The organism is Streptomyces mirabilis, assembly GCF_039503195.1.
In the GTDB taxonomy this organism is placed as follows: Bacteria; Actinomycetota; Actinomycetes; order Streptomycetales; family Streptomycetaceae; genus Streptomyces; species Streptomyces mirabilis_D.
Genome location: NZ_JBCJKP010000001.1, coordinates 2,800,254 through 2,826,653 on the forward strand (window position 1 = coordinate 2,800,254; position 26,400 = coordinate 2,826,653).

26 protein-coding genes are annotated in these 26,400 nt (G+C 71.2%); 15 read left to right on the forward strand and 11 right to left on the reverse strand.

Annotation, left to right across the window (positions count from 1 at the left end; genetic code table 11):
• Positions 1–39 precede the first annotated feature (39 nt).
• From cobM to cobC, 6 genes are read left to right on the forward strand one after another with little or no spacing between them, the layout of a single operon-like run.
• A complete protein-coding gene (cobM, locus tag AAFF41_RS13350) occupies positions 40–864 on the forward strand; it encodes a precorrin-4 C(11)-methyltransferase (protein ID WP_319748133.1) in 825 nt (274 codons plus the stop codon).
• Positions 861–2,111, forward strand: coding sequence for a precorrin-6y C5,15-methyltransferase (decarboxylating) subunit CbiE (cbiE, locus tag AAFF41_RS13355; RefSeq protein ID WP_319748134.1), 1,251 nt, complete (start codon positions 861–863; stop codon positions 2,109–2,111). Before cobM ends, cbiE begins: the two co-directional genes overlap by 4 nt.
• Positions 2,108–3,799 (forward strand): precorrin-3B C(17)-methyltransferase, encoded by a 1,692-nt coding sequence (gene cobJ, locus AAFF41_RS13360; protein WP_319748135.1) that lies wholly within the window; start codon positions 2,108–2,110, stop codon positions 3,797–3,799. The genes cbiE and cobJ overlap by 4 nt, the downstream gene beginning before the upstream one ends.
• Before the next feature lie 5 nt (positions 3,800–3,804).
• Positions 3,805–4,407 carry a precorrin-8X methylmutase gene (locus AAFF41_RS13365; protein WP_186003209.1) on the forward strand — a complete coding sequence of 201 codons (603 nt, stop codon included), beginning with the start codon at positions 3,805–3,807 and terminating at the stop codon, positions 4,405–4,407.
• A complete protein-coding gene (locus AAFF41_RS13370; RefSeq protein ID WP_319748136.1) occupies positions 4,404–5,342 on the forward strand; it encodes a sirohydrochlorin chelatase in 939 nt (312 codons plus the stop codon). The genes AAFF41_RS13365 and AAFF41_RS13370 overlap by 4 nt, the downstream gene beginning before the upstream one ends.
• Positions 5,332–6,411 carry an Rv2231c family histidinol phosphate aminotransferase CobC gene (gene cobC, locus AAFF41_RS13375; RefSeq protein ID WP_343323991.1) on the forward strand — a complete coding sequence of 360 codons (1,080 nt, stop codon included), beginning with the start codon at positions 5,332–5,334 and terminating at the stop codon, positions 6,409–6,411. Before AAFF41_RS13370 ends, cobC begins: the two co-directional genes overlap by 11 nt.
• Positions 6,412–6,711: 300 nt before the next feature.
• Here cobC and AAFF41_RS13380 read toward each other — a convergent pair whose 3' ends face one another.
• From AAFF41_RS13380 to AAFF41_RS13400, 5 genes are all read right to left on the reverse strand, one after another.
• Positions 6,712–7,596 carry an SCO1860 family LAETG-anchored protein gene (locus tag AAFF41_RS13380; RefSeq protein WP_388411386.1) on the reverse strand — a complete coding sequence of 295 codons (885 nt, stop codon included), beginning with the start codon at positions 7,594–7,596 and terminating at the stop codon, positions 6,712–6,714.
• A 318-nt stretch (positions 7,597–7,914) separates the two neighbouring features.
• Positions 7,915–9,006 carry an amidohydrolase family protein gene (locus AAFF41_RS13385; protein WP_319748139.1) on the reverse strand — a complete coding sequence of 364 codons (1,092 nt, stop codon included), beginning with the start codon at positions 9,004–9,006 and terminating at the stop codon, positions 7,915–7,917.
• A 35-nt stretch (positions 9,007–9,041) separates the two neighbouring features.
• Complete coding sequence (locus AAFF41_RS13390; RefSeq protein WP_319748140.1) at positions 9,042–9,839, reverse strand: amino acid ABC transporter ATP-binding protein; 798 nt, start codon at positions 9,837–9,839, stop codon at positions 9,042–9,044.
• Entirely contained in the window at positions 9,836–10,669 is an 834-nt protein-coding gene (locus AAFF41_RS13395) for an amino acid ABC transporter permease (RefSeq protein ID WP_054232343.1), read from the reverse strand. The genes AAFF41_RS13390 and AAFF41_RS13395 overlap by 4 nt, the downstream gene beginning before the upstream one ends.
• Positions 10,666–11,514, reverse strand: coding sequence for a transporter substrate-binding domain-containing protein (locus tag AAFF41_RS13400; protein ID WP_319748142.1), 849 nt, complete (start codon positions 11,512–11,514; stop codon positions 10,666–10,668). The genes AAFF41_RS13395 and AAFF41_RS13400 overlap by 4 nt, the downstream gene beginning before the upstream one ends.
• 236 nt (positions 11,515–11,750) lie before the next feature.
• Between AAFF41_RS13400 and AAFF41_RS13405 the strand changes: the two genes are divergently transcribed.
• The 6 genes from AAFF41_RS13405 (at position 11,751) to thpD (ending at position 16,993) form a co-directional block, all read left to right on the forward strand.
• Positions 11,751–12,851 (forward strand): pyridoxal-phosphate-dependent aminotransferase family protein, encoded by a 1,101-nt coding sequence (locus AAFF41_RS13405; protein WP_343323993.1) that lies wholly within the window; start codon positions 11,751–11,753, stop codon positions 12,849–12,851.
• Positions 12,852–12,979: 128 nt separating this feature from the next.
• A complete protein-coding gene (locus AAFF41_RS13410) occupies positions 12,980–13,381 on the forward strand; it encodes a mycothiol transferase (RefSeq protein WP_425526245.1) in 402 nt (133 codons plus the stop codon).
• Between the two features lie 330 nt (positions 13,382–13,711).
• Positions 13,712–14,251, forward strand: a complete 540-nt coding sequence (ectA, locus tag AAFF41_RS13415; protein ID WP_319748145.1) for a diaminobutyrate acetyltransferase — start codon at positions 13,712–13,714, stop codon at positions 14,249–14,251.
• Positions 14,252–14,337: 86 nt separating this feature from the next.
• Positions 14,338–15,609, forward strand: coding sequence for a diaminobutyrate--2-oxoglutarate transaminase (ectB, locus tag AAFF41_RS13420; protein WP_319748146.1), 1,272 nt, complete (start codon positions 14,338–14,340; stop codon positions 15,607–15,609).
• Positions 15,610–15,670: 61 nt separating this feature from the next.
• Entirely contained in the window at positions 15,671–16,075 is a 405-nt protein-coding gene (locus AAFF41_RS13425; RefSeq protein ID WP_054232284.1) for an ectoine synthase, read from the forward strand.
• A gap of 6 nt (positions 16,076–16,081) precedes the next feature.
• Positions 16,082–16,993, forward strand: a complete 912-nt coding sequence (thpD, locus tag AAFF41_RS13430) for an ectoine hydroxylase (RefSeq protein ID WP_343323994.1) — start codon at positions 16,082–16,084, stop codon at positions 16,991–16,993.
• Between the two features lie 46 nt (positions 16,994–17,039).
• Here the strand turns inward: thpD and AAFF41_RS13435 are convergent, their stop codons facing one another.
• From AAFF41_RS13435 to AAFF41_RS13455, 5 genes are all read right to left on the reverse strand, one after another.
• Complete coding sequence (locus AAFF41_RS13435) at positions 17,040–18,089, reverse strand: aminotransferase class V-fold PLP-dependent enzyme (protein WP_343323995.1); 1,050 nt, start codon at positions 18,087–18,089, stop codon at positions 17,040–17,042.
• Between the two features lie 116 nt (positions 18,090–18,205).
• Positions 18,206–18,925, reverse strand: coding sequence for a DsbA family oxidoreductase (locus tag AAFF41_RS13440; RefSeq protein WP_319748149.1), 720 nt, complete (start codon positions 18,923–18,925; stop codon positions 18,206–18,208).
• Positions 18,926–19,001: 76 nt separating this feature from the next.
• A complete protein-coding gene (locus AAFF41_RS13445; RefSeq protein ID WP_319748150.1) occupies positions 19,002–19,508 on the reverse strand; it encodes a GNAT family N-acetyltransferase in 507 nt (168 codons plus the stop codon).
• 64 nt (positions 19,509–19,572) lie between these two features.
• A complete protein-coding gene (locus AAFF41_RS13450) occupies positions 19,573–20,181 on the reverse strand; it encodes a DUF1349 domain-containing protein (RefSeq protein ID WP_054232288.1) in 609 nt (202 codons plus the stop codon).
• Positions 20,182–20,312: 131 nt separating this feature from the next.
• Positions 20,313–21,842, reverse strand: a complete 1,530-nt coding sequence (locus AAFF41_RS13455) for an aldehyde dehydrogenase (NADP(+)) (protein ID WP_319748151.1) — start codon at positions 21,840–21,842, stop codon at positions 20,313–20,315.
• Between the two features lie 131 nt (positions 21,843–21,973).
• Between AAFF41_RS13455 and AAFF41_RS13460 the strand changes: the two genes are divergently transcribed.
• From AAFF41_RS13460 to AAFF41_RS13470, 3 genes are all read left to right on the forward strand, one after another.
• Positions 21,974–22,747 carry an IclR family transcriptional regulator gene (locus AAFF41_RS13460; protein WP_028803360.1) on the forward strand — a complete coding sequence of 258 codons (774 nt, stop codon included), beginning with the start codon at positions 21,974–21,976 and terminating at the stop codon, positions 22,745–22,747.
• Positions 22,748–22,749: 2 nt separating this feature from the next.
• Complete coding sequence (locus tag AAFF41_RS13465; RefSeq protein WP_319748152.1) at positions 22,750–23,223, forward strand: GNAT family N-acetyltransferase; 474 nt, start codon at positions 22,750–22,752, stop codon at positions 23,221–23,223.
• A 115-nt stretch (positions 23,224–23,338) separates the two neighbouring features.
• Complete coding sequence (locus AAFF41_RS13470) at positions 23,339–24,790, forward strand: peptidoglycan D,D-transpeptidase FtsI family protein (RefSeq protein WP_319748153.1); 1,452 nt, start codon at positions 23,339–23,341, stop codon at positions 24,788–24,790.
• 79 nt (positions 24,791–24,869) lie between these two features.
• Here the strand turns inward: AAFF41_RS13470 and AAFF41_RS13475 are convergent, their stop codons facing one another.
• A complete protein-coding gene (locus tag AAFF41_RS13475) occupies positions 24,870–26,321 on the reverse strand; it encodes an NCS2 family permease (RefSeq protein ID WP_319748154.1) in 1,452 nt (483 codons plus the stop codon).
• Between the last annotated feature and the right edge of the window lie 79 nt (positions 26,322–26,400).

Sequence of the window (26,400 nt, forward strand, 5' to 3'; positions counted from 1 at the left end):
CGCAGCACCCGATTCATCCGTAGGAGAGGACCGATTCCCATGGCCGATGCCCCCACCGGCAAGGTGACCATCGTCGGGGCAGGGCCCGGCGCCGCCGATCTGCTGACCTTCCGCGCCGCGCGCGCCATCGCCGAGGCCGACATCGTGATCTGGGCGGCCAGCCTGGTGCAGGCCGAGGTCCTCGAGCACGCGCGCGAGGGGGCGGAGATCCTCGACTCGGCGACGATGTCCCTGGAGGACGTCGTGGCCGTGTACGAGCGGGCGGCGGCCGAGGGACTGAAGGTGGCCCGCATTCACTCCGGCGACCCGGCCCTGTGGGGCGGTACGCAGGAGCAACTGGACCGGTGTGCGGACATCGGCGTCGAGACCGAGATCATTCCCGGCGTCTCCTCCTTCTCCGCCGTCGCCGCGCTCGCCCAGCGCGAGCTGACGATCCCCGAGGTCGCGCAGTCCGTGATCCTCACCCGGCTCGGCGGCGGCAAGACGCCCATGCCGCCCGGCGAGGAGGTGCGGGAGTTCGCGCGGCACGGCACGACCATGGCGCTGTTCCTGTCGGCCGCCCGCAGCGGACAGCTCGTACGGGAGCTGCTGGAGGGCGGCTATCCGACGTCCACGCCGGTCGTGGTCGCCTACCAGGCGACCTGGCCGGAGGAGCTGATCGTGAAGTGCACGATCGAGACGCTGGAGGAGACCGTCAAGGAGCACAAGCTCTGGAAGCACACGCTCTTCCTGGTCGGCCCCGCCCTCGACGCGACCGGCACCCGCTCGCACCTCTACCATCCCGGTCACTTCCACGGCTTCCGCAGGGCCGATCCGCAGGCGCGCGCGGAGCTGCGCGCGGCCCGCAAGGGCAATCCGTCGTGATCACCGTCTTCGGTACGGGGACGGGGGCACCGCTTTCCACGGACGCCTCGGACGCGCTGACCGGCGCCGGGCTCGTCGTGGGCGCCCGACGCCATCTGACGGCCGCGCGGCTGCCCGACGCGGTGGAGCGGATCGTCCTCGGGCCGCTCGCGCCCGCCCTCGACGCGATCGAGGGATGCCTGGAAAAGGAGCGGCGCGTCGTCGTGCTCGCCTCCGGTGACCCCGGGTTCTTCGGGATCGTGCGGGCGCTGGCCGAACGGTTCGGGACCGAGCGGCTGGACGTGCGCCCCGGTGTCTCGTCCGTCGCGACCGCCTTCGCGCGGCTCGGGCTGCCCTGGGACGACGCGGTGGTGGTGAGCGCCCACGGGCGCGCGCTGCGCACGGCCGTCCAGGTCTGCCACTCCCACCCGAAGGTGGCGGTGCTGACCGGCCCCGGCTCCGGGCCCGCCGAACTGGGCGCCGCCCTCGCCCACCGCGGCGCCGGGCGCGTCCTCGTCGTGGCGAGCGCCCTCGGCGACCCCGCACACGAGCGTGTCGAGCGCGTCACCCCGGCGCAGGCCGCGGGCCGCGACTGGGGCACGGCGGTGAGTGTCGTCCTGTGCCTCGACGAGTCGCGGGCCCTCGCCCCCGTGCGGACGGTCGCCGGTCCCCCGGCCGGACCCGACCGGTGGGCCCTGGACGAGCGCGAGTTCACCCACCGCGACTCGATGATCAGCAAGTTCGAGGTGCGGGCGCTGGCGCTGGCCCGGCTCGGGCCGCGCCTCGGCGAGTTGGTCTGGGACGTCGGCGCGGGCTCCGGGTCCGTCGCCGTCGAGTGCGCGCGGTTCGGGGCCGCCGTCACCGCGATCGAGAAGACACGGGACGGCTGCGACCGGATCCTCGCCAACGCCGAGGCGCACGGCGTCGACGTCCGCGTGGTGCACGGGGCCGCGCCCACCGTGCTGTCCGACCTGGACGATCCGGACGCCGTGTTCATCGGTGGCGGGGGCCGCGAGCTGCCCGCCATCGTGACCGTCTGCGCACGGCGGGCCCGGCGGGCCGTCGTCGTCGCCATGGCCGCGCTCGACCGGGTGCCGGCGGCCCGGGAGGCGCTCACCGCCGCCGGGCTCGACTGCGACGGCGTACTGCTGCAGTCCTCCCGGCTCGCGCCGCTGCCGGGGAACGTCACCCGGCTCGCGGCCACCAACCCCGTTTTTCTGCTGTGGGGCGTCCGGCCTCCGGCGCGTACCGAAGGAGTCCTCCAGTGATCGGCCTGATTTCCGCCACGGCGGCGGGCGCGGCGGCCCGTGACCGGCTGGCCGCGGCCTGGCCCACCCGTACACGGGTGTACGACGGGTCCGTCGGGGACGCCGTGCGGCGGGCCTTCGCGGAGTGCGACCAGTTGGTGTGCTTCCTCGCCACGGGCGCGGTGGTGCGGCTGATCGCGCCGCTGCTGGGCGACAAGACGTCCGACCCTGGGGTCGTGTGCGTGGACGAGGGCGGCCGGTTCGCCGTGTCGCTCGTCGGCGGTCACGGCGGCGGCGCCAATGAACTCGCCCGCGAGGTGGGCGAGTCGCTCGGAGCCGAGCCGGTGGTGACGACCGCGACGGACGCGGTCGGAGTGCCGGGTCTCGACACGCTCGGCTTCCCCGTGGAGGGCGAGGTCGCCGCGGTCACCCGGGCCCTGCTGGACGGCGAACCCGTCGCCCTGCGGGCCGACTTGGCGTGGCCGTTGCCGCCCCTGCCGGTCGCGACGGAGGGCGCGTACGGCATGCGTGTCACCGACCGGGCCGTGGCGCCCGGCGAGCGCGAGGTGCTGCTGCGGCCGCCCTCCCTCGTGGTGGGGGTCGGCGCGTCCAAGGGCGTTCCGGTGGCGGAGGTCCTCGGTCTCGTCGAGGACGTACTCCGTGACGCCGGGCTGTCCCCGAGGTCCGTCGCGGAGCTGGCCACCGTCGACGCCAAGGCCGAGGAGCCGGGCATCGTCGAGGCCGCCGTACGGCTCGGGGTGCCCGTGGTGACGTACACCGCCGAGGAGTTGGCGACGGTGGACGTGCCGAACCCTTCGGGCGCGCCGCTCGCCGCCGTCGGCACCCCGTCCGTGGCGGAGGCCGCCGCCCTGGTACGCGGTGGTGAACTCCTCGTACCCAAACGGAAGTCGACGCGTGCGGACGGGCGGCCCGCGATGGCCACCTGTGCCGTCGTGCGCCGTGTGGCGCGCGGGCGGCTCGCGGTGGTCGGGCTCGGGCCCGGCGCCCGTGACCTGCTCACCCCGCGGGCGAAGGAGGAGCTGCGGCGGGCGTCCGTGCTCGTCGGGCTCGACCAGTACGTCGACCAGATCCGCGATCTGCTGCGCCCCGGCACCCGGATCCTGGAGTCCGGGCTCGGCGCCGAGGAGGAGCGGGCGCGCACGGCGGTCGCCGAGGCACGACGCGGGCAGGCCGTCGCGCTGATCGGCAGCGGGGACGCGGGCGTGTACGCGATGGCGTCACCGGCGCTGGCCGAGGCGTCCGACGACATCGACGTGGTCGGGGTACCGGGCGTGACCGCCGCGCTCGCGGCCGGGGCGATCCTGGGCGCGCCGCTGGGCCACGACCACGTGTCGATCAGCCTCTCCGACCTGCACACACCGTGGGAGGTCATCGAGCGCCGGGTGCGGGCGGCGGCCGAGGCGGACATCGTCGTGACGTTCTACAACCCGCGCAGCCGGGGCCGCGACTGGCAGCTCCCGAAGGCGCTCGCGATCCTCGCCGAGCACCGGGAGCCGACGACTCCGGTCGGGGTCGTCCGCAACGCCTCCCGGCCGGACGAGTCGAGCCGGGTGACGTCGCTGGGGTCCCTGGATCCGGCGATCGTCGACATGATGACCGTCGTGACCGTGGGCAACACGGCGACGCGGGAGGTCGCCGGGCGCATGGTGACACCGCGCGGCTACCGCTGGCAGGAGGAGCCCAAGTGAGCCGAGTGAGCCAGGTGTTCCCGGAGAACCGGGTCGTGCACCCCATCGAGCAGGAGTCCTTCCGGCGGCTGCGTGCCCGCCTGGACACCTCGCACTTCCCGCCGCTGACGCGGGCGGTCGTGGAGCGGGTCATCCACTCCGCGGCCGACCTCGACTACGCGGACGACCTCGTCACCGACGAGGGCGCCCTGGCGAAGGCGCACACGGCGCTGCACGCCGGGGCGCCGGTCGTGGTGGACGTGGAGATGGTCGCCGCGGGCATCACGCGCCGCGACACCGTCTGCCGCCTCAAGGACGCCAAGTCCGGCCCCGGGCTGACCCGTTCGGCCCACGCGATCCGGCTCGCGTACGAGGACGTCGGGCCCGGCGCGCTCTGGGTGATCGGCTGTGCGCCGACCGCCCTGGAGGAGCTGCTGACCCTCGACGCCGACCCGGCGCTCGTCATCGGTCTGCCCGTCGGCTTCGTCGGCGCCGCCGAGTCCAAGGCCGCGCTGCGCGACAGCGGGCTGCCCGCCGTCAGCAACGTGTCCGAGAAGGGCGGCTCGGCGGTCGCCGCCGCCGCGCTCAACGCCCTGCTGTACCACCCCGCAACCAAGGAGTTTTCGTGACCACCCCGCCCCCCGCCCTGCTCATCGCCGGACACGGCACCCGGGACGCGGCCGGAGCCGAGGCCTTCCGCGACTTCGTACGACAGTTGGGGCGCCGCCACCCCGAACTGCCCGTCGCCGGAGGGTTCATCGAACTGTCGCCGCCGCCGCTGGGTGACGCCGTGACCGAACTGGTCGAGCAGGGGGTACGCCGGTTCGCCGCCGTCCCGCTGATGCTGGTGTCCGCCGGGCACGCCAAGGGTGACATCCCGGCGGCGCTGGCCCGCGAGAAGGAGCGGCACCCCGGTATCTCGTACACCTACGGGCGTCCGCTGGGCCCGCACCCGTCGCTGCTGGCGGTGCTCGAACGGCGGCTGGACGACGCGCTCGGCGGCACGGTCCGTACGCCGCGGGACCGGTCCGACGTCACCGTGCTGCTCGTCGGGCGCGGCTCCACCGACCCGGACGCCAACGCCGAGGTGCACAAGGCGGCCCGGCTGCTGTGGGAGGGACGCGGGTACGCGGGCGTCGAGACCGCGTTCGTGTCGCTGGCGGCGCCGGACGTCCCGTCGGGCCTGGACCGCTGTGTGAAGCTGGGCGCGCGGCGGATCGTGGTCCTTCCCTACTTCCTGTTCACCGGCATCCTCCCGGACCGGGTGCGGCAGCAGACCGAGGGCTGGGCTGCCGCGCACCCGGACGTCGAGGTGCGGTCGGCCGAGGTCATCGGCCCCGAGCCGGAGCTGCTCGACCTGGTCATGGAGCGGTACCGGGAGGCCGTCGAGGGCGACCTGCGGATGAACTGCGACTCCTGCGTCTACCGCATCGCGCTGCCCGGCTTCGAGGACAAGGTGGGCCTCCCCCAGCAGCCGCACTTCCACCCGGACGACGACGGGCACCACCACGACGGGCATCACCACGGCGGGCATCACCACGGCGGGCACGCGCATGCGCGCTGAGGGCGGGTACGGGGGCGACGGGCACGATCTGCGCCACCACGGGGACGCCGAGGTGCGGGACGACGGCTCGGCGCTCACCGATCTCGCCGTGAACGTCCGTGCGGACACGCCTCCGGCGTGGTTGCGCGAGCACGTCGCCGCGTCGCTGGACGGTCTCGCGGCCTACCCGGACGGACGGGCCGCGCGGGCCGCGGTGGCGGCGCGGCACGGGGTGCCGGTGGAGCGGGTGCTCCTGACGGCGGGCGCGGCGGAGGCGTTCGTGCTTCTGGCGCGCGCTCTGAAAGTCCGTCAGCCGGTCGTGGTCCACCCGCAGTTCACCGAGCCGGAGGCGGCGCTGCGGGATGCCGGCCACGCGGTCGACCGGGTGCTGTTGCGTGAGTCGGACGGCTTTCGGCTGGACCCCTCGGCCGTACCCGAGGACGCGGACCTCGTCGTGATCGGCAACCCGACCAACCCGACGTCCGTGCTGCACCCGGCGGCCTCGATCGCCGCGCTCGCGCGGCCCGGGCGGACGTTGGTGGTCGACGAGGCGTTCATGGACGCGGTGCCGGGTGAGCGGGAGGCGCTGGCGGGGCGGACGGACATCCCCGGGCTTGTCGTGCTGCGCAGCCTCACGAAGACATGGGGGCTGGCGGGGTTGCGGATCGGATACGTCCTGGCCGCGCCCGACACGGTCCGCGAACTGTCCCGTGCGCAGCCGCTCTGGCCCGTCTCCACGCCCGCCCTCGCGGCGGCCGAGGCGTGCGTGTCGCCCCGGGCGCTCGCCGAGTCCGCGCACGCGGCCCGGAAGGTCGCCTCCGACCGGGCCCATCTCGTCGCGGGGCTCCGGGAGTTCGAGCCCGACGGGTTGCGGGTCGTCGAGCCCGCCGAGGGTCCGTTCGTGCTGATTCGGCTGCCTCGGGCGGTGGTGGTGCGGCGTCAGTTGCGGGGGCTGGGGTTCGCGGTGCGGCGTGGGGACACGTTTCCGGGGCTGGGGGACGACTGGCTCCGCCTGGCCGTACGAGACCGGGCCACCGTCAATGGATTCCTCCAGGCGTTGGATCGGGCGGTGGTGGTGGCTGGGCGGTGAGGGGCGGGTGTGGCAATGGCCCTTCTCGCCCCCGCCCCCTACCCGTCCCATCCCTGAGGGCTGCCGCCCCCAGACCCCCGCTTCGGCCTGAACGGCCTCGCCCTCAAACGCCGGACGGGCCGAGGCTTTCAGGGGCGCGGGGAACTGCGCGATCAGCCCCCACCCAGCCGCAGCCGAAGAATCCGTCCGAGGGTCTGGGAGCGGAGCCCCCAGGTTGAGGATGGTGGGGGTCCCCCCTGCTCGGGCGAAGCCGAGAGCTCGGGGGAGGGTAGGGGCGGCGGGGGCGAGAACAGGTCGGGGTCAGGAGCGGTGGCGGCGTCCCAGGGCGACGGCCGCCCCGCCCGCCGCCAGGAGTACGACCGCCGCACCCACCACGAACGGAGTCGTCGACGTGCCGCCGGTCTCCGCGAGGCCCGACCCCGCCGGTGCCCCCTGGGGCTTGATGTCGGGGGCAGAAACTGAGGCAGGAGCAGAGGCGGGGGCCGCGGCCGGGGACTCGCAGGTGACGGACCCGAGGGTCAGGGTGCCTTCCACATCCGCCACGTTCAGCTTCAACGGGTTGACGGAGACATGGAGTTCGAGCGCGGACGCGGCCGCCGTACGGGACGTGGTCCGCGTCTTGGAGAAGTCGAGCCGGACCTCACCGACCCCCGGCACCTTCACCTCCGTCGGACCGCCCACCGTCAACGTCACCTTCTTGCCGAGGACGGTCACCCCGCCCAGGAGGGTGGCGGAGGCCACGGGTTTGCGACCCGCCTCACAGGTCGCCTTCGAGGTCACCTGCCCGACCTCGATGAGGGACAGCAACGGCAGCCCGGGGACATGGATCCGCGCGTGGGTGAGGTTCGTGGACGCCTCGGCCCCCGACGCGGACACCGTCGCCTTCGCGGAGGCGACATCCGCCCGCAGCACACTGAACGGCTGCCCACCGTCGACCCCGTCCAGCCTCGCCGTCAGCGCGGTCCGCTCGGCGCTCTGCGGCGCTCGCACCTCGTTGAGGGAGACCGCGAGCGGGACGTTCACGGTCTTGTCGAGCAGGGACACGTCGAGCCCGGTGCGCAGCACGACGGCGCTCGCCCGACCGTGGTCGGCGGTGGCGTGCGCGGAACCCGCACCGGCCAGCACCGTCGGACCGGCGGCGAGGACGGTGGCCGCCGCGGTGGCGGTGAAACGGCGTGCGGGCATGCGGAAGTTGGTGTGGGCGTTCAAGGGTGGGACCCCCAGGAGAGAACAGCTTGGGACCCGGCAAGAATTACGCACCGAGAGTGAGTAGTCAGCAACCTGACGTGACTTCACTCCAACGTGGGGTTTCCGGGAGTTCGTTCGAATCTCCCGACACCGCTGGGCACGGATGTTCCCCGCCGTCACCCACTCAACAGCCCCGCCCCGAACACGCCGGTCGACGCTCCGGAGCGCGCACGGTGGTGCTTAACGAGGCGACCGGCGGACGCGTAACGCTCCGTCAACCGGACGATCGGGCGACCTCTCCGCCGCTCTCCGCCGCTAGCCGACGACCCGCCCGTTCAGCACGACCCGGCGCGGAGCCGCCAGCACCCGTACGTCCGCGCGCGGATCCCCCTCGTACACCACGAGGTCGGCGGGCGCGCCCTCGTCGAGCCCCGGCCGCCCGAGCCACCGCCGGGCGCCCCAGGCCGTCGCGGACAGCGCCTCGACCGGCGGGATGCCCGCGGTGACGAGTTCGGCGACCTCGCCGGCCACCAGACCGTGGGCCAGCGAACCGCCCGCGTCGGTGCCGACGTAGACCGGGACTCCGGCGTCGTAGGCGGCGCGCACGGTGTCGTAGCGGCGTTCGTGCAGTGCCCGCATGTGCGCCGACCAGCGCGGGAACTTCGTCTCTCCCCCGGCGGCGAGCCGCGGGAAGGTGGCGATGTTGACGAGCGTGGGGACGATCGCGACCCCTCGGGAGGCGAACAGGGGGATCGTCTCCTCGGTCAGGCCGGTCGCGTGCTCGACGCAGTCGATGCCCGCCTCGACCAGGTCCCTGAGCGAGTCCTCCGCGAAGCAGTGCGCGGTCACCCGTGCGCCGAGGCGGTGCGCCTCGGCGATCGCCGCCGCGGCGGCCTCGCGCGGCCAGCAGGCGCCGAGGTCGCCCGTCTCGCGGTCGATCCAGTCGCCGACCAGCTTCACCCAGCCGTCGCCGCGCCGGGCCTCCTGGGCGACGTACGCGACCAGGTCCTCCGGCTCGATCTCGTGCGCGTAGTTGCGGATGTAGCGGCGGGTGCGGGCGATGTGCCGGCCCGCGCGGATGATCTTCGGGAGGTCGGCGCGGTCGTCGATCCAGCGGGTGTCGGAGGGCGAGCCCGCGTCCCGGATGAGCAGGGTGCCGGCCTCGCGGTCGGTGAGCGCCTGCTTCTCGGAGACGTCGTCGGGGACGGGCCCGTGGGCGTCGAGGCCGACGTGGCAGTGCGCGTCGACGAGACCGGGGAGGGCCCAGCCCTCGACGGTACGGATGTCACGGGCGCCCGCGGGACGCTCGTAGGAGATCCTCCCGCCGACGACCCACAGTTCGTCCCGGACGTCGTCGGGCCCGACGAGTACCCGCCCCTTCACGTGCAGCACCGCGCGATCGCTCATGCACCGCACCTTAATTCGTGCCGGACGGCGAGGTGCTACAGCCCCTTTTCGACGTCTTCCTCGACCTCCGCCATCGCCGGGTCCAGCAGCCGGGACAGGAAGTGGCGGGTGCGCTCGTGGATCGGGTTGCCGATGACCTGCGCGGGGGCGCCGTCCTCGACGATCACGCCGCCGTCCATGAAGACGACCCGGTCGGCGACCTCGCGCGCGAAGCTCATCTCGTGGGTGACGACCATCATCGTCATGCCCTCGTGGGCGAGCCTGCGCATGACGGCGAGCACGTCGCCGACGAGCTCCGGGTCGAGCGCCGAGGTCGGTTCGTCGAAGAGCATCACCTCGGGCCCCATGGCGAGCGCGCGGGCGATCGCGACGCGCTGCTGCTGGCCGCCGGAGAGGGAGGAGGGGTAGGCGTCCGCCTTCTCGGACAGGCCCACCCGCTCCAGGTTCTCGGCGGCGACCTTGGCCGCCTCCTCCTTGTCCCGCTTCAGCACGCGGCGCTGCGGGAGCGTGAGGTTCTCGGTCACCGACAGGTGCGGGAAGAGGTTGAACTGCTGGAAGACCATGCCGATCCGGCGGCGTACGGCGTCGATGTCGACGTCGGGGTGCGTGACCTCGGTACCGCCGACGAAGACCTGCCCCTTGGTGGGTTCCTCCAGGAGGTTCACGCAGCGCAGCAGGGTGGACTTGCCGGAGCCGGAGGGTCCGATGACGCAGACGACCTCGCCCTGTCCGATCTCCAGGTCGATCCCGCGCAGGACGTCGTTGTCGCCGAAGGACTTGTGGAGGTCCCGGACGTGGATCTCTGGAGTGCTGGTGCTGCTGGTGCTGGTCACTTGGTGGCCTCCCCGGCCTTGGCCTCCAGGCGGCGTACGACGAATCCGAGCGGCACGGTGACGAGCAGGTAGCACAGGCCCGCGACCAGGATCGGTGTGGAGTTGGCGGTCTGGCTCGCCAGGTCGCGCCCGAACTTGGTGAGTTCGCGCTCCTCCAGGGTGACCCCGAGGAACAGCACCAGCGAGGAGTCCTTGAAGAGGAGGACGAGCTCGTTGGTGAGCGGCGGGATCACGATGCGGAACGCCTGCGGGATGACGATCGAGACCATGGCCCGCGCGTGCGAGAAGCCCAGCGAACGGGCCGCCTCCATCTGTCCCTTGGGCACCGCCTGGATGCCCGCGCGGATCGTCTCGGCCATGTACGCGGCCGAGACCAGGCCGAGCGCGAGCGCCACCTTGCCGTACGTACCGCCGGGGATCTGCGTGCCCGGGAACGCCAAGGGCACGGCGACACCCACGAAGACGAAGATCAACAGGGCGGGCAGGCCGCGGAAGATCTCGATGTAGATGCCGGCGAGCCAGCGGTAGGGGCCCACCGGGGACAGCCGCATCAGGGCGATGACCAGGCCGAGCACGAGACCGACGACGAAGCCGGACATCGTGTAGAGCACGGTGTTCTTCAGCGCCAGTGTGATGACGTCCGGGAACATCTGCTTGACCAGGTCCCACTGCGCGAACTGGTTCTTCAGACGCCCCCAGTCCGCCGTGACCGCGAAGGCGATCACGGCGGCGACGAAGACGACGTATTGCGCGCCGCGCGAGAGGGCGCGCTTCTGGCGCCGGGTCAGGCCGGACCTTCGGGGCTGGAGCCGTGCGTCGGCATCACTCATGAGGCGGACGGCGAGGCGGTGGCCGCGGACGCGGGGTAGGGGCCGATCCACTTCTCGTAGAGCTTCTTGTACGTACCGTCGGCCTTGGCCTGCTTGATCGTCTTGTTGATCTCGGCGAGGAGCTTGGTGTTGCCCTTCTTGACCGTGAAGCCGTACTGCTCACCGGTGTTGAGGTTGTCGACCACCTTGAAGGCGTCGGCGTTCGCCTTGTCCTTCAGCCAGCCCTGGACGACCGGGTAGTCGATGATGACGGCCTGGACCTGGCCGGTGCGCAGACCGTTGAGGACCGCGTCGGAGGACTCGAAGGAGACCGAGTCGAAGCCCTGCTTCGCCGCGTACTCCTCGCCCGTGGTCTGCGCCTGGGCACCGAGCTTCTTGCCCTTGGCCTTCACGTCGGCGAGGGAGTTGACGCCGCTCTTCTTGTCGACCAGGACGGCCTGGGTGGCGTCGAAGTACGGGTCGGAGAAGTCGACGTTCTTCTTGCGCTCCGGGGTGATCGTCATGCCGGCCGCGGCGAGGTCGCACTGGCCGGAGTTGAGGAACGCGCCCGTCTTGAAGTTCTCGAAGGGCGTGTCGACGATGGCCTGCTTCACGCCGAGGTCCCCCGCGACCAGGTCGATCAGCGCGACGTCGAAGCCCTGCACCTTGCCGTTGATCTCCGACTGGAACGGCGGATACGGGAGGTGGGTGCAGGTCGTGACCTGGCCCGCCTTGACCAGGGGAACGCCCTTGGCACTGCTCTGGCCCCCTCCGCCGCCCGAGGAACAGCCGGCCACGAGCAGCAGCCCGGCCGTGGCGGTGGTGGCGGCCAGAATGCGCGTCCGGCGTCCGAGGACCGAGTTCACGGAGACCTCCTGTGGGGGGAATGGAGGATTCCGATTATAAGGAAAGGTTTGGCTCACTCAAACCAATCCGATGGCTGTTGCGCCGTTCGGCCTCAGAAGTCATGCCTCGTGGGGCCGTCCGGCCGTACGACCTGGGGGTGCCCGCTCGTACGACCGAGGATCGCCGCGGGCGTGACAAGGACGCCGGATACGCTCGGGGCTGCGCATCGGAACCTGTGAGCGAAGAGAGCACCGCCGTGACCCATCCCTTCCTGGACCTCGCCCCGCTGAGCGCCGCACACTTCGCGGCGATCGAGGACCGCGTGGCGCGGCTGCTCTCCACCGAGCAGGACGTCGTGATCATGCAGGGCGAGGCGCTGCTGCCCCTGGAGGGTGCCCTTCGCGCCGCGGCCGGGCCCGGCACCACCGCGCTCAACGTGATCACCGGGCCGTACGGGCAGACCTTCGGGGACTGGCTGCGGGACTGCGGCGCGACGGTGATCGACCTCGCGGTGCCGTTCCACACGGCGGTGACGACCGCACAGGTGCGTGACGCCTTCGCCGAGCATCCGGAGATCGACTTCGTCTCGCTGGTGCACGCGGAGGCGGCGACGGGCAACACGAACCCCGTCGCGGAGATCGGCGAGGTCGTGCGTGCGCACGGCGCGCTGTTCTACCTCGACGCCGTCGCCTCGATCGGCGCGGAGCCGGTGCTGCCGGACGCGTGGGGAGTCGACCTGTGCGTGATCGGGGCACAGAAGGCGATGGGCGGGCCGGCCGGGGTGTCGGCCGTGTCCGTGAGCGAGCGGGCGTGGGCGCGGATGGCCGCCAATCCCGGGGCGCCTCGTCGGTCCTACCTCTCCCTGCTGGACTGGAAGGAGCGGTGGGTCGACGGCGGGCGCAAGGCACTGCTGCACGCGCCGGCGCAGCTGGAGATGCTGGCGCTGGAGGCGTGTGTCGAGCGGATCGAGGCGGAGGGGCTCGACGCGGTGATGCGCCGCCATGCCCTGGCGGCGGCGGCCACGCGGGCGGGGGCGGTCGCTCTCGGTGGCGGGCTGGAGCCGTATGTGTACGAGGCGGGGGACGCGGCGCCGGTCGCCACGACGTTGCGGGCGCCGTCCGGGGTCGATGCGGGGGTGCTGGTCGCGAGGGCGTTGGCCGCGGATCCGGTGTTGCCGTTGGTCGCGGGTGGGGGTGCGCTGGCGAAGGAGATGATCCGGGTGAACCACTACGGCCCCGATGCGACGCCGGGAGTCGTGCACTCCTGCCTCGCGGCGCTGGGGGCGGCGCTGGCCGAGTCCGGCCTCACGATCGACCTGAAAGCGGCACGCCGCGCAACGACGAAGGCCTGGGCCTAGCCCCGAACTGGGGCTCCACCCCGGACCCCGGGTGAGTGCATTGGCTGCGGGCGGGTGGGGGCCGGTCGCGCACCCCGCGCCCCTGGGGCGGGGCTGCGCCCCGCATCTCCCCGGCCCGCGCGATTCGCCTGGCTGAGGGCTGGGGCGCAGCCCCGCCCTCAGCGGAGCGGGGACGTGCGCGGCCAAGCCCCCACCCGCCCGCAGCCGAAGTACCCACCCGGGTCCGGGGCGGAGCCCTGGCGTGTCCTCCCGTGGCGGAGGGGGCCGCGTCCGCCGCGCCGTCGAAGCTCACGCTGCTGGGCCTCGTCCAGCACCTCGCCGAGGTCGAACGGAACGGGTTCCAGCGGGTGTCCGGCGATTCCGGGCTCCCTCCCGTGTACGCGGAGGAGACCGGGTACGCACTCATCCCGGAACGCGGGCTCGAGGTCGGTCCGCGCTGGGTCTACGTGCACATGATCGAGGAATACGCACGTCACAACGGCCACGCGGACATCGTGCGCAAGGGAATCGACGGGCTTACCGTGGCTTAATCATGCGCCAATTGACGAGGCGCTCACCACGCTTATTCTTGCATTAACTCGAAGAGTAGCTTCCCGTATTCTTCTGCCCGCTTTCCCGGACCCTAAACGCAAAGATTTCGCGAACGCCAACCGCCGTAATTCGGGCACGTCTCGTGGTGATTACGTGTCTGTGACGCACTCCACAGCGCGTCCGCTTCCTCCCCTATTTTCCGGGCAAACCGTCCCCTTACGCCACTCGCAGCACCCCGTTCTCGCGGGCGCGTGATAACACAACGGCGCGTCGTACGTAACCCCGGACGACGATGCAATTTGAGATTTCCCTCGGTAAATTCAACCCTCATGACCGCCGCACAAGCAGACCTGCAAGCGGAATTCCTGGAAATGCCGGAGGGCCTTCGGATCGACCGTCCGAAGGTGGCGGACGGAGCCGCGCTCTGGCATATCGCCAAGGACTCCGGAACCCTCGACCTGAACTCCTCGTACAGCTATCTGCTGTGGTGTCGTGACTTCGCCGGTACGTCGGCGGTGGCGCGCGACGCGGACGGCGTGCCCGTCGGCTTCGTCACCGGGTACGTCCGGCCCGAGCGTCCGGGCACCCTGCTCGTGTGGCAGGTGGCCGTCGACGCCGCCCACCGCGGACGCGGACTGGCCGCGGCCCTGCTCGACGGGCTGACCGCGCGGGTCGCGGAACAGCTGACGATCACCGCCGTCGAGACCACGATCACGCCCGGCAACACCGCCTCCGAGCGCCTTTTCACCTCGTACGCGCGACGCCACGGCGCGCGCGTCGAGCACGAAGTGCTGTTCGAGGCCGGGCAGTTCCCGGACGGACCGCACGACCCCGAAGTGCTCTACCGGATCGGTCCGCTCCCCGGCTGACCCCGGGCCGGCCCCGGCCGACCCGGACACCCCCTGGCTTTCCCCCTGACTCTCCCCCTCCCCCACGCACCGAGGAGCGATTCGCCGTGACCATCATCCAGCCCGACCTGAGCGTCTTCGAGACCCTGGAGTCGGAGGTGCGCAGCTACTGCCGCAGCTGGCCCACCGTCTTCGACCGGGCTCGGGGCAGCCGGATGTTCGACGAGGACGGGCACGAGTACCTCGACTTCTTCGCCGGTGCGGGGTCCCTCAACTACGGGCACAACAACCCCGTACTCAAACGGGCCCTCATCGACTACCTGGAGCGCGACGGCGTCACCCACGGTCTCGACATGTCGACGACCGCCAAGCGCGCCTTCCTGGAGGCCTTCCAGAATCTCGTCCTACGGCCGCGCGACCTGCCGTACAAGGTCATGTTCCCGGGGCCGACGGGCACCAACGCCGTCGAGTCCGCGCTGAAGCTGGCGCGGAAGGTGAAGGGGCGCGAGGCGATCGTGTCCTTCACCAACGCCTTCCACGGGATGTCGCTGGGCTCGCTGGCCGTGACCGGGAACGCCTTCAAGCGGGCCGGTGCCGGGATTCCGCTCGTGCACGGGACCCCGATGCCGTTCGACAACTACTTCGACGGCCAGGTGCCGGACTTCCTCTGGTTCGAGCGGCTGCTCGAGGACCAGGGGTCGGGGCTCAACCAGCCCGCCGCGGTCATCGTCGAGACCGTACAGGGCGAGGGCGGCATCAACGTCGCCCGGCCCGAGTGGCTGCGCGCCCTCGCCGACCTGTGCCGGCGGCGCGACATGCTGCTCATCGTCGACGACATCCAGATGGGCTGTGGGCGGACGGGAGCGTTCTTCTCCTTCGAGGAGGCGGGGATCGTGCCCGACATCGTGACCGTGTCCAAGTCCATCAGCGGGTACGGGCTGCCCATGTCGCTGTGCCTGTTCAAGCCCGAACTGGACGTCTGGGAGCCGGGCGAGCACAACGGCACGTTCCGCGGAAACAACCCCGCGTTCGTCACCGCCGCCGCGGCCCTGGAGACCTACTGGTCCGACGGGTCCGCCATGGAGAAGCAGACCCGTGCCCGCGGCGAGCAGATCGAGCAGGCCCTGATCTCCGTCACCGAGGAGAACCTCGCCGACGTGAAGGAGTACCGGGGGCGCGGTCTCGTCTGGGGCCTCGAGTTCCACGAGAAGGAGCGTGCGGGGCGCGTCGCGCAGCGCGCCTTCGAACTCGGGCTGCTCATCGAGACCTCCGGCCCGGAGAGCGAGGTCGTGAAACTCCTCCCCGCGCTCACCATCACCCCCGACGAGCTCGACGAGGGCCTGCGCACCCTCGCCCGCGCCGTACGCGAAACCGTCTGACCGACGTCCACAGACGTCCGGCAGACATCTGACAGATCTGACAGAAAGGCACGGCACCACCGTGATAGTCCGTTCGTTCAAGGACATCGAGGGCACCGACCGGCATGTGAAGGCCGCGACGGGTACCTGGGAGAGCAAGCGCATCGTCCTCGCCAAGGAGAAGGTGGGCTTCTCCCTCCACGAGACGGTCCTGTACGCGGGTACGGAGACGTCGATGTGGTACGCGAACCACATCGAAGCCGTGCTCTGCGTGGCGGGCGAGGCCGAGCTGACCAACGACGAGACCGGTGAGACGCACTGGATCACGCCGGGCACGATGTACCTGCTCGACGGCCACGAGCGCCACACCATGCGCCCCAAGACCGACTTCCGGTGCGTCTGCGTCTTCAATCCGCCCGTCACGGGACGGGAGGACCACGACGAGAACGGCGTCTACCCGCTGCTCACCGAACCCGAGGAGGTCTGAAGCCCCATGACCACGACCACCACGACCAGCACGACCACCGTCACCGATCTCTACCCCAGCCGCGGCGCCACCGAGGTGTCCGTCCCCCGCCAGGACCCGGTCGTCTGGGGCACGCCAGGCACGCCGGGGCCGTTCTCCGTGCCCGACCTCCAGGCGTACGAGCGAGACGGCTTCCTCGCGATCGAGGAGCTGATCGGCGAGGACGACGTCGCCCTCTACCGGGCCGAGTTGGAGCGGCTGGTCAGCGATCCGGCGATCCGCGCCGACGAGCGCTCGATCGTCGAGCCCGCCACGCAGGAGATCAGGTCCGTCTTCGAGGTGCACCGGATCAGCGAGGTCTTCGCCGCGCTCGTACGCGACGACCGAGTCGTCGGGCGGGCCCGCCAGATCCTCGGCTCGGACGTCTACGTCCACCAGTCGCGGATCAACGTCAAGCCGGGCTTCGGGGCCAGCGGGTTCTACTGGCACTCGGACTTCGAGACCTGGCACGCCGAGGACGGGCTGGCGAACATGCGGACCGTGTCCGTGTCGATCGCGCTGACCGAGAACCACGACACCAACGGCGGCCTCATGATCATGCCGGGGTCGCACAAGACGTTCCTCGGCTGTGCGGGGGCCACCCCGCGGGACAACTACAAGAAGTCGCTCCAGATGCAGGACGCGGGCACCCCGTCCGACGAGGCGCTGACCCGCTTCGCCGGCCGGCACGGCATCAAGCTCTTCACGGGCCGGGCCGGTTCGGCGACCTGGTTCGACTGCAACTGCATGCACGGCTCCGGGGACAACATCACCCCGTTCCCGCGCAGCAACGTCTTCATCGTGTTCAACAGCGTGGAGAACGCGGCGGTGGAGCCGTTCGCGGCGCCGGTCCGCAGGCCCGAGTTCATCGGCGCCCGTGATTTCACGCCCGTGCAGTGACCGCACGCGTGACGTGGCCGCGAGCGTGAAGGAGCCCCCGCCGGGGTCAGCCGGACAGGACGTCCAGCAGTCGGTCGACGTCGGCGGGGGTGTTGTACAGGTGGAAGGCCGCGCGCAGGTTGCCCGCCCGGTCGGACACCTCGACCCCGGCCTCGCTCAGCTCCTGCTGCCGCCGGCCGAGGCCGGGCACGGACACGATCGGCGAGCCGGGGGCGGAAACCGGCGTGTGGCCGAGCCCCTGGAGCCCGGCGCGGAAACGGTCGGCGAGGGCGAGGTCATGGGCGCGTACGTTCGCCACGCCCAGCTCCTCGAAGAGCTCCAACGAGTGCCGGGCGCCCGCGTACGAGAAGAGGCTGGGGCTCTCGTCGAACCGCCGCGCCGAGTGGGCGAGTTCCGCCACCGGGCCGTAGCAGCTGTCCCAGGGCGCCTCACCCGCGACCCAGCCGGCGAACACCGGAGTGAGCCCGCCGAGGTCCTCCGGAACGACCAGGAAGGCCACGCCCCGAGGGCAGACGAGCCACTTGAAGGCGACCGAGGAGACGAAGTCGTACGCGTCTGCCTCCATCGGCAACCAGCCGGCGGCCTGGGAGACGTCGACGTACGTACGCGCCCCGTGCTCGCGCGCGGCCCGGGCGATGCCCGCCAGATCGGCGATCCGCCCGTCCGCGGACTGCGCGGCGCTGACCGCGACGAGCGCGGTGCCCGGACGTACGGACTCGGCGATCCGCTCCAGCGGTACGGCGCGCAGCTTGAGGTCGCCACGGACGTGGAAGGGGTTCACGACGGAGCTGAAGTCGTCCTCCGCGGTGAGGACTTCGGCGCCCGGCGGCAGCGAGGCGGCGATCAGTCCGCTGTAGACGGCGACCGAGGCCCCGGCCGCCACCCGGCCCGCGGGGACCCCGGCCAGCCGGGCGAAGGCGGCGCGGGCGGCCTCCACGTCGTCGAACATGTCGGACGGCCGTCCGTCGGCGACGGACGCGACGGCGACGCGCATGGCCTCGACCGTGCGCGCCGGAAGGAGTCCGCAGCTCGCGGTGTTCAGATAGGTGTTCTTCGGGGCGAACTCGGCTCGTACGAGGCTCTCGAAGGTCTCCATGGGACCACTGTGCGGCCCCGAGCACCTCTCGTCCATTACGGAGTTTTGCGTGGTTCCGGTAAGGACTGCTTATACGTCCGCCCCGACCTGCGCTTTCACCACCGTGCCGGACGGGCTTACGGCTGCGGTACGGCGCATCCGTCCGGACCGCAGGCCTCCGCGTCGGCGCCACCGTCCTGGATCAGCTTCAGCGGGGGGCGTTCGCCCCACGCCTGGGTCAGGGCCTGTGCGAAGACCTCGGCGGGCTGGGCGCCGGAGACGCCGTACGTGCGGTCCAGGACGAAGAACGGCACGCCGTTCGCGCCGAGCTCGGCGGCCTCGCGCTCGTCGGCGCGCACCTCGTCGGCGTACGCCTTCGGGTCGGCCAGCACCTCGCGGGACGCGTCGGCGTCGAGCCCGGCGGCGACGGCCAGCTCGACGAGCCGCTCGTCGTCGTTGAAGACGGTCCGCTCCTCGGCGAAGTTCGCCTGGTACAGCAGGCCGATCAGTTCGTCCTGGCGGCCCCGCTCCTTGGCGAAGTGGAGGAGGCGGTGCATGTCGAAGGTGTTGCCGTGGTCGCGGTCCCGGGTGCGGTAGGCCAGGCCCTCGGCGGCGGCCTGCGCGCCCAGGTTCTCCTCGCCGGCCTGCGCCTGTGCCTCGCTCATGCCGTACTTCTTGGTCAGCATCTTGAGCACGGGCTGGATGTCGCCCTTGGCGCGACCGGGGTCCAGCTCGAAGGAGCGGTGCACGACCTCGACCTCGTCACGGTGCGGGAAGGCGTCCAGCGCCTTCTCGAAGCGGGCCTTGCCCACGTAGCACCAGGGACAGGCGATATCCGACCAGATCTCGACGCGCATGTCTTCGGCTCTCTCCAGGTCGTACGAATACGGGCCCCTTCGGGGCAGGAGTACGTGAACGTTCAAACGGCCGGTTTCATTCCCCGGTGACGGCGTAGCGCAGGTAGAGGTGGTGATCGCCTTCGGCGGGCGGGTTCTCCGGGTCCGGGACCCAGCCCTGGCGGGCGTAGAAGGCCTGGGCGCGGGCGTTGTCGACGTGCACGTCGAGGGTGGCGGTGTGCTTGCCGTCGGCCCGCCACTGTTCGAGACAGGCCGAGTGCAGTGCCCGGCCGATGCCCTGGCGCCAGCAGTCGGGATCGACGTGGAACTGGAAGAGCTTCACGGTGTCGGCGGGCGCGTCGTCGGCCCTCCGGAAGGAGGCGATGCCCACCAGGTGTCCGTCACGCACCGCGCAGAGGACATGGGCCTCGGGGCGCTCGATGCTGCCCCGCCACGCGGCGACCCAGTCCACGTCGCCGAAGGGCAGGCCGTCCGGGTAGTACGTGGAGCGGGCGCGGGCGTGCAGCTCGGTGATGGCGGCGGCCTCGCTGGGCAGGGCGGTTCTGATGACGAGGGGGCCCGTGGTGCGGGGTGTGCTGATCATGCAGCGGAGGACGTGGTGGAGGGGGGCCACGGTTCCCACCCCGCGGCCGACCCCCCACGCACGGTCAGCTGCCGTCTCTCAGGTCCTTGGGCCAGTTCGGGCGGAACTCGATGCCGTCGTACGTCACCACGCACCCCTCCCCCATCGGCGACTGCGTCATGAAGCCGACGAGCGCGGCGGACGTCTCCTTCTCCTCACCCAGGGTGAAGAGCCGGATGAACGTCCAGCGCTTGCCGTCGCGGGAGGCGTGGAAGGCGAAGGCCCGACCCGTGCGGCTGATCCGCAGCCAGACGGAACTGCCGTCCACGGTGAAGGAGTTGGCGTCGTCGGAGTGCCCCCGGGTGACCACCGTGCAGACGGTGGGCACGTCCGGGGAGTACTCCAGGCAGAGCTTCGCCCAGGCCCGCTCCCCCACATGGACGTAGAGGACCCCCGCGTCGAAGGCAGCGCCGAAGCCGACCGTGACGCGGGCGATCAGCTGGAAGTCCCCCTCCGGCGCCCCGAGGAGACGGGGCGCGTCGGAGGCGGGGTCCAGTGCCTCGTCGGTGGGCGGTACGAAACGGTCCTGGCGGGGGCCGGCCCAGCCGGTGAGTATCCCGTCCTCGTGCGACCAGTGCCCGTCAGGCCCGTAGGTACGGAGAGGGAAGGGAAGTTCGGGAAGTTCGACGTCCATTCACCCATACTCTCAGGCCGAGTACCGCGCCCCCGAAGGAGCGCGGGACTGTGTCATATGCGGCTCCGCCGCGTGGGCGCGATCAACCACAGCGGGCCCGCAGCGCGCGAACAACCGAAACCCCAACGGCGCTACCGCTCCAAGTGACCGTCGTAGCGTCGCGGCAACCCCAGCGGGTTGTCGTCCCGCAGCTCCGGCGGCAGCAGCGCCTCCGGCGCGTTCTGGTACGCCACCGGCCGCAGCCAGCGCTCGATCGCCGTACCGCCGACCGACGTCGAGGTCGACGTGGTCGCCGGGTAGGGACCGCCGTGGTGCTGAGCGGGGGCGACGGCGACACCGGTGGGCCAGCCGTTGACCAGGACGCGCCCGGCGAGCGGCGTCAGCTCGGCGAGGATCTCCGCGCCGCGGCCTTCGCCCGCCGCCTCCTCTGTCGACAACTGCACGGTGGCGGTGAGGTTGCCGGGAAGGCGCGAGAGGACCGCGCTGGCCTCGGACTCGTCCTCGTAGCGGGCGACGACCGTGAGCGGGCCGAAGCACTCCTCCAGGAGCAGGTCGTGCTCGCCCTCGGTGACGAGCTTCTGCGCGGGCACGGTCAGGAAGCCGGGGCTCACCGTGTGCTCGCCGCCCGAGCCCGGGGTCACCGGGGACTCGACGTCGGGGAGCCCGGCGCGCTCGGCGACACCCGCGATGAAGTTGTCGCGCATGCGGTGGTCCAGGAGAACGCCCGCGTCGGTGTCGCTGACGGCGTCGGTCAGGGACTTCACCAGGCGGTCGCCCGCCGCGCCCGCGGGCGCCAGGACCAGGCCCGGCTTCACGCAGAACTGGCCGACGCCCAGCGTCATCGAGCCCGCGAGCCCGGCGCCGATCGCCTCGGCGCGCTCGGCCGCCGCGGCCTCGGTGATCACGACGGGGTTGAGGGAGCCCAGCTCGCCGTGGAAGGGGATCGGCACGGGGCGCGCGGCCGCCGCGTCGAACAGGGCACGGCCGCCGCGGATGGAGCCGGTGAACCCGGCCGCCGCGACCAGCGGGTGCTTGACGAGTTCGACGCCCGCCTCGAAGCCGTGCACGAGGCCGACGACACCGCCCGGGATGTCGTGCCGGGCGGCGGCCCGGCGCAGTACGGCCGCGACCAGCTCGGAGAGCGCCGGGTGGTCGGGGTGGGCCTTGACCACGACCGGGCAGCCGGCCGCCAGCGCGCTCGCGGTGTCGCCGCCGGCGACGGAGAAGGCGAAGGGGAAGTTGGAGGCGGAGTAGACGGCGACGACACCCAGCGGCACCTTGTAGCGGCGCAGGTCCGGGATCGGCGGGGTCGCCGTGTCGTCGGGGTGGTTGATGACGACGTCGAGGAACGCGCCCTCGTCGACGATGCCGCCGAAGGCCCGCAGCTGGTAGCAGGTGCGGGCGAGTTCGCCGGTGAGCCGGACCGGGCCGAGCGCGGTCTCCGCGTCGGCGGCCTCGACGAGCTGCTCCTTGGCCGCTTCGAGCAGGTCCGCGGCGGTCCTCAGGAAGGCCGCGCGCACGGTGCGGTCGACGAGGGCTCCCCGGGCGGCGTGCGCGGCGCGGACGGTCTCGTCGACCTCCTGGGCCGTGGCCTCCACCGCAACCTGCTCGCGCTGCTTCCCGGTACGGGGGTCGACACTCCAGACTGGTGCTGCTGCCACCGCGGGTCCCTCCAGATGTAATGCCGCAGTTCTTGTCTCACCCACCAGCGGTGTTCGATATACTGAACGCTGTCTCTGATGGTGAATATGATGCGGAGACTATTTCCCGTCGAACGAGGGGGTCAAGGGCGATGTCGGCAGGCGAGACAGGCGGCGGAGCGCAGGTCAAGTCCGCGGTACGGACCGTGGAATTGCTCGAGTACTTCGCGGGCCGGCCCGGTATGCACTCCCTGGCCGCGGTCCAGGAGGCCGTCGGTTATCCGAAATCCAGCCTCTACATGTTGCTGCGCACCCTCGTGGAGCTCGGCTGGGTCGAGACGGACGCGACGGGCACGCGGTACGGCATCGGCGTACGGGCACTGCTGGTCGGCACCTCGTACATCGACGGCGACGAGGTGGTCGCCGCGGCCCGCCCGACCCTGGACCGGCTCTCCGACGACACCACGGAGACCATCCACCTGGCGCGTCTGGACGGCACGAACGTCGTGTACCTGGCCACCCGCCAGTCGCAGCACTACCTGCGCCCCTTCACCCGGGTGGGCCGCCGGCTCCCCGCGCACTCGACCTCGCTCGGCAAGGCGCTGCTCGCCACCCACACCGACGAGCAGGTCCGCAAGATGCTGCCCGAGACGCTCCCCGCGCTGACCGAGCACACGATCACCGACCGGGAGAAGCTCATCGAGGAGCTGCACCAGGTCCGCGAGCAGGGCTTCGCCGTGGACCGTGAGGAGAACACGCTGGGGCTGCGCTGCTTCGGCGTCGCGATCCCCTACCGCACCCCCGCCCGGGACGCGATCAGCTGCTCGGTCCCGGTGGCCCGGCTCACCCCCGCGCACGAACAGATGGTCAAGGACGCCCTGTTCGACGCTCGCGACCGGCTGACCCTCGCCACCCGGAGGCTCTGACGATGGAGGTCTCGCTCCGCCCGGTGCACGACAGTGATCTGCCGGTCTTCTTCCGGTTGATGAACGACCCCGAGTCCCTGCGGATGGCCGCCTTCACCGCCGAGGACCCGACCGACCGGGACGCCTTCGACGCCCACTGGAAGCGCGTCCGCGCCTCGTCCGACGTGGTGCCGCGCACGATCCTCGCGGACGGCGATGTCGTGGGCAGCGCCGCGGTGTACGGGGAGCCCGGCGAGCGCGAGGTCACCTACTGGATCGACCGGGCGTACTGGGGCCGGGGCATCGCGACGGCCGCGCTGCGGGACCTGCTGGCCGAGGTGCCCGAACGCCCGCTGCACGCGCGGGCGGCGGCCGACAACGCGGGGTCGCGGCGGGTTCTGGAGAAGTGCGGGTTCCGGGTCACCGCGAACGCCCGGGGGTACGCGCACGCGCGCGGCGAGGACACGGACGAGGTCGTGCTCACCCTGGGGCGCTGAGCCGGACTTCAAGGGCTGCGCCGGACTTCATACGAGCCGGACTTCATGAACAGCGCATGAGAAACGAGGGCGGAAGGGAACGATTCACTCCCTTCCGCTCGTCCTTCTGAGCGGGATGAACAAGACGATCAGGCGTGCCGCCGTCTTCACTCTGCTGCTCGTGCTCTCCCTGCTGGTCAGGGCGACCTGGGTGCAGTTCTACGACGGCAAGGCACTCGCGGACAACAAGAACAACCGACGCAACGCGATCGAGCAGTACGCGAACCCGCTCGGGAACATCATCGTGGCCGGCCGGGCGATCACCGGCTCCGCGCAGACGAAGGGCAGCGACCTCAAGTACAAGAGGACGTACACGGACGGCAGTCTGTACGCGGCGGTCACGGGCTACAGCTCCCAGGTGTTCGGGGCGACCCAACTGGAGGGCGTCTACCAGGGCCTGCTCGACGGTACGGACAACCAGCTGAAGAACCCCCTCGACACGGTCACCAACAAGCGCGCCAGCCCCGGTGACGTGGTCACGACCATCGACCCGGACGTGCAGAAGGCGGCGTACGCGGCGCTCGGCGCCAAGAAGGGCGCGGCCGTCGCGATCGACCCGACGAACGGCAAGATCCTCGCGGTGGTCTCCACCCCGTCGTACGACCCCACACAGCTCAGCACCGGTGACTCCGCCGCCTGGACGAAGCTGACGAAGGACGCGGACAAGCCGATGACCAACCGGGCGCTGCGCCAGCCGCTGCCCCCTGGGTCGACGTTCAAGCTGGTGGTCGCGGCGGCGGCGCTGGAGGACGGGCTGTACCAGAACGTGGACACCGGCACGGACAGCCCGAACCCTTACACGCTGCCGAACACGCGGACCGACCTGTCGAACGAGAGCGCCTCCGCGCCCTGCAAGAACGCCTCGATCCGGGTGGCGCTGCAGTACTCGTGCAACAACGTCTTCGCGAAGATGGCCGTCGACCTCGGGCAGGACAAGGTCAAGGCGATGGCGGAGAAGTTCGGCTTCAACGACAGCTCGCAGGACGTGCCGGTGCGGGCGTACCCGAGCGTCTACCCCTCGAACATGGACAAGTCGTCCACGGCGCTGACCGGCATCGGCCAGTACGACGTCACGGCGACCCCGCTGCAGATGGCCATGGTGTCGGCCGCCATCGCCAACGGCGGCAAGCTGGTCTCGCCGCACATGGTGTCGCAGACCAGCGACGCGAGCGGCAATGTGGTGAAGAACTACGACGACAGCACCGAAACCAAGGAGATCGTCAGCTCGACGACCGCCGAGCAGCTCCAGTCCGCGATGCAGACGGTCGTCACCAAGGGCACGGGCACGAACGCGAAGATCTCCGGCGCGACCGTGGGCGGCAAGACGGGCACGGCCCAGCACGGCGAGAAGAACAGCAAGACGCCGTACGCCTGGTTCACGTCGTACGCGAAGTCCGACTCGAACGGCAAGGAGGTCGCCGTGGCGGTCATCGTCGAGCAGTCCGACGCGGCGAGGTCCGAGGTCAGCGGCAACGGCCTGGCGGCGCCGGTGGCCAAGGCCATGATGCGGGCGGCGCTGAAGAACTGACGCACCGCGCACGACGGAGGGCCGCCCCGCACCCCTGGGGGCGGCCCTTCCTTCGTACGGTCACTTCACTCCCGTACGGTCACTTCACGCCGAACAGCTGCCTCACCGGATCGATCGCGAAGTACACCAGGAACAGCGCCGATACGGCCCACAGCAGCCAGTGGACCTCACGGATCTTGCCGAGCACCGCCTTGATCACGACATAGGCGACGAAGCCGGCCCCGATGCCGTTGGTGATCGAGTAGGTGAACGGCATCGCCGCGATGGTCAGGAACGCGGGGATCGCGATCTCGTAGCTGTCCCATTCGATGTGTTTGACCTGCGTCATCATCAGGAAGCCGACCGCGACCAGAGCGGGGGCCGCCGCCTGGAGCGGAACGATGGTGAGCAGCGGGGTCAGGAACAGGGCGAGGGCGAACATGCCGCCGGTGACCAGGTTCGAGAAGCCGGTGCGCGAGCCCTCGCCGACGCCGGCCGCGGACTCGATGTAGGCGGTGTTGGAGGAGGCGGAGGCCGCGCCGCCCGCGACGGCCGCGGCGCCGTCGATGAACAGCACCCGGCCGATGCCGGGCACCTTGCCCTCCTCGTCGAGCAGTCCGGCCTCGGCGCTGATACCGACGATCGTGCCCATGGCGTCGAAGAAGTCCGACAGGATCAGGGTGAAGATCAGCAGGACGACGGTCAGGGCGCCGGTCTCGCCGAAGCCGCCGAACAGACTGAAGTGTCCGACGAGGCCGAAGTCCGGGGTGGCCACCACGTCGGAGGGGATCTTCGGCGTGGTGAGGCCCCAACTCTTGATGTCGGCGGCCGAGTTGATGATCACGGCGACCACGGTCATCGTCACGATGCTGATCAGGATGGCGCCCTTGACCTTGCGTGCCATCAGTCCGATGGTGAGCAGCACGCCGAGACAGAAGACCAGCACGGGCCAGCCGGTCAGCGATCCGGTCGCGCCCAACTGCACCGGCACGGTGGTGTTCGCGACGTCCGGGATGCGGCTGACGAAACCGGCGTCCACGAAGCCGATGAAGGCGATGAAGAGTCCGATGCCCACACCGATGGCGTGCTTCAGCGGTTGCGGGATGGCGTTCATGACCGCTTCGCGCAGTCCGGTGAGGACCAATACACAGATGATCACGCCTTCGATGACCACCAGGCCCATCGCGTCGGGCCAGCTCATCAGCGGGGCGATCTGGAAGGCGACGACGGCGTTCAGGCCGAGGCCCGCGGCGATCGCGAGGGGCAGATTGCCGCCCACGCCCATGATGACGGTCATCACCGCGGCCACCAGGGCGGTGGCCGTGACGAGTTGGCCGCTGTCGAGCTGGTGGCCGAACTTGTCCTTGGCGCTGCCGAGGATGATCGGGTTCAGGACAAGGATGTAGGCCATGGTGAAGAACGTGGCGAATCCGCCGCGTATCTCCCGGCCGTAGGTGGAGCCCCGTTCGGAGATTCTGAAGAACCGGTCGACGCTGTTCGCCGCTGGTGGCGCGGCACTTGGCCGGTCGGCCACCTTCTGGGTTTCGGACATCGCTGATACTCCTTGTGGCCTGCGTGCTGGGTGTGCGGATGCTGGCTGGATTGTTCCCGCGTTGAACCGCTTTCAGGTT

Coding starts and splice junctions, on each gene's coding strand:
- AAFF41_RS13380 (WP_388411386.1), bottom strand. CDS start 7,596: ATGCCCGCACGCCGTTTCACCGCCACCGCGGCGGCCACCGTCCTCGCC.
- ectA (WP_319748145.1), top strand. CDS start 13,712: ATGACCGCCGCACAAGCAGACCTGCAAGCGGAATTCCTGGAAATGCCG.
- cobM (WP_319748133.1), top strand. CDS start 40: ATGGCCGATGCCCCCACCGGCAAGGTGACCATCGTCGGGGCAGGGCCC.
- thpD (WP_343323994.1), top strand. CDS start 16,082: ATGACCACGACCACCACGACCAGCACGACCACCGTCACCGATCTCTAC.
- AAFF41_RS13470 (WP_319748153.1), top strand. CDS start 23,339: ATGAACAAGACGATCAGGCGTGCCGCCGTCTTCACTCTGCTGCTCGTG.
- AAFF41_RS13445 (WP_319748150.1), bottom strand. CDS start 19,508: ATGATCAGCACACCCCGCACCACGGGCCCCCTCGTCATCAGAACCGCC.
- AAFF41_RS13450 (WP_054232288.1), bottom strand. CDS start 20,181: ATGGACGTCGAACTTCCCGAACTTCCCTTCCCTCTCCGTACCTACGGG.
- AAFF41_RS13475 (WP_319748154.1), bottom strand. CDS start 26,321: ATGTCCGAAACCCAGAAGGTGGCCGACCGGCCAAGTGCCGCGCCACCA.
- AAFF41_RS13440 (WP_319748149.1), bottom strand. CDS start 18,925: ATGCGCGTCGAGATCTGGTCGGATATCGCCTGTCCCTGGTGCTACGTG.
- AAFF41_RS13460 (WP_028803360.1), top strand. CDS start 21,974: ATGTCGGCAGGCGAGACAGGCGGCGGAGCGCAGGTCAAGTCCGCGGTA.
- AAFF41_RS13385 (WP_319748139.1), bottom strand. CDS start 9,006: ATGAGCGATCGCGCGGTGCTGCACGTGAAGGGGCGGGTACTCGTCGGG.
- cobC (WP_343323991.1), top strand. CDS start 5,332: ATGCGCGCTGAGGGCGGGTACGGGGGCGACGGGCACGATCTGCGCCAC.
- AAFF41_RS13435 (WP_343323995.1), bottom strand. CDS start 18,089: ATGGAGACCTTCGAGAGCCTCGTACGAGCCGAGTTCGCCCCGAAGAAC.
- AAFF41_RS13465 (WP_319748152.1), top strand. CDS start 22,750: ATGGAGGTCTCGCTCCGCCCGGTGCACGACAGTGATCTGCCGGTCTTC.
- AAFF41_RS13395 (WP_054232343.1), bottom strand. CDS start 10,669: ATGAGTGATGCCGACGCACGGCTCCAGCCCCGAAGGTCCGGCCTGACC.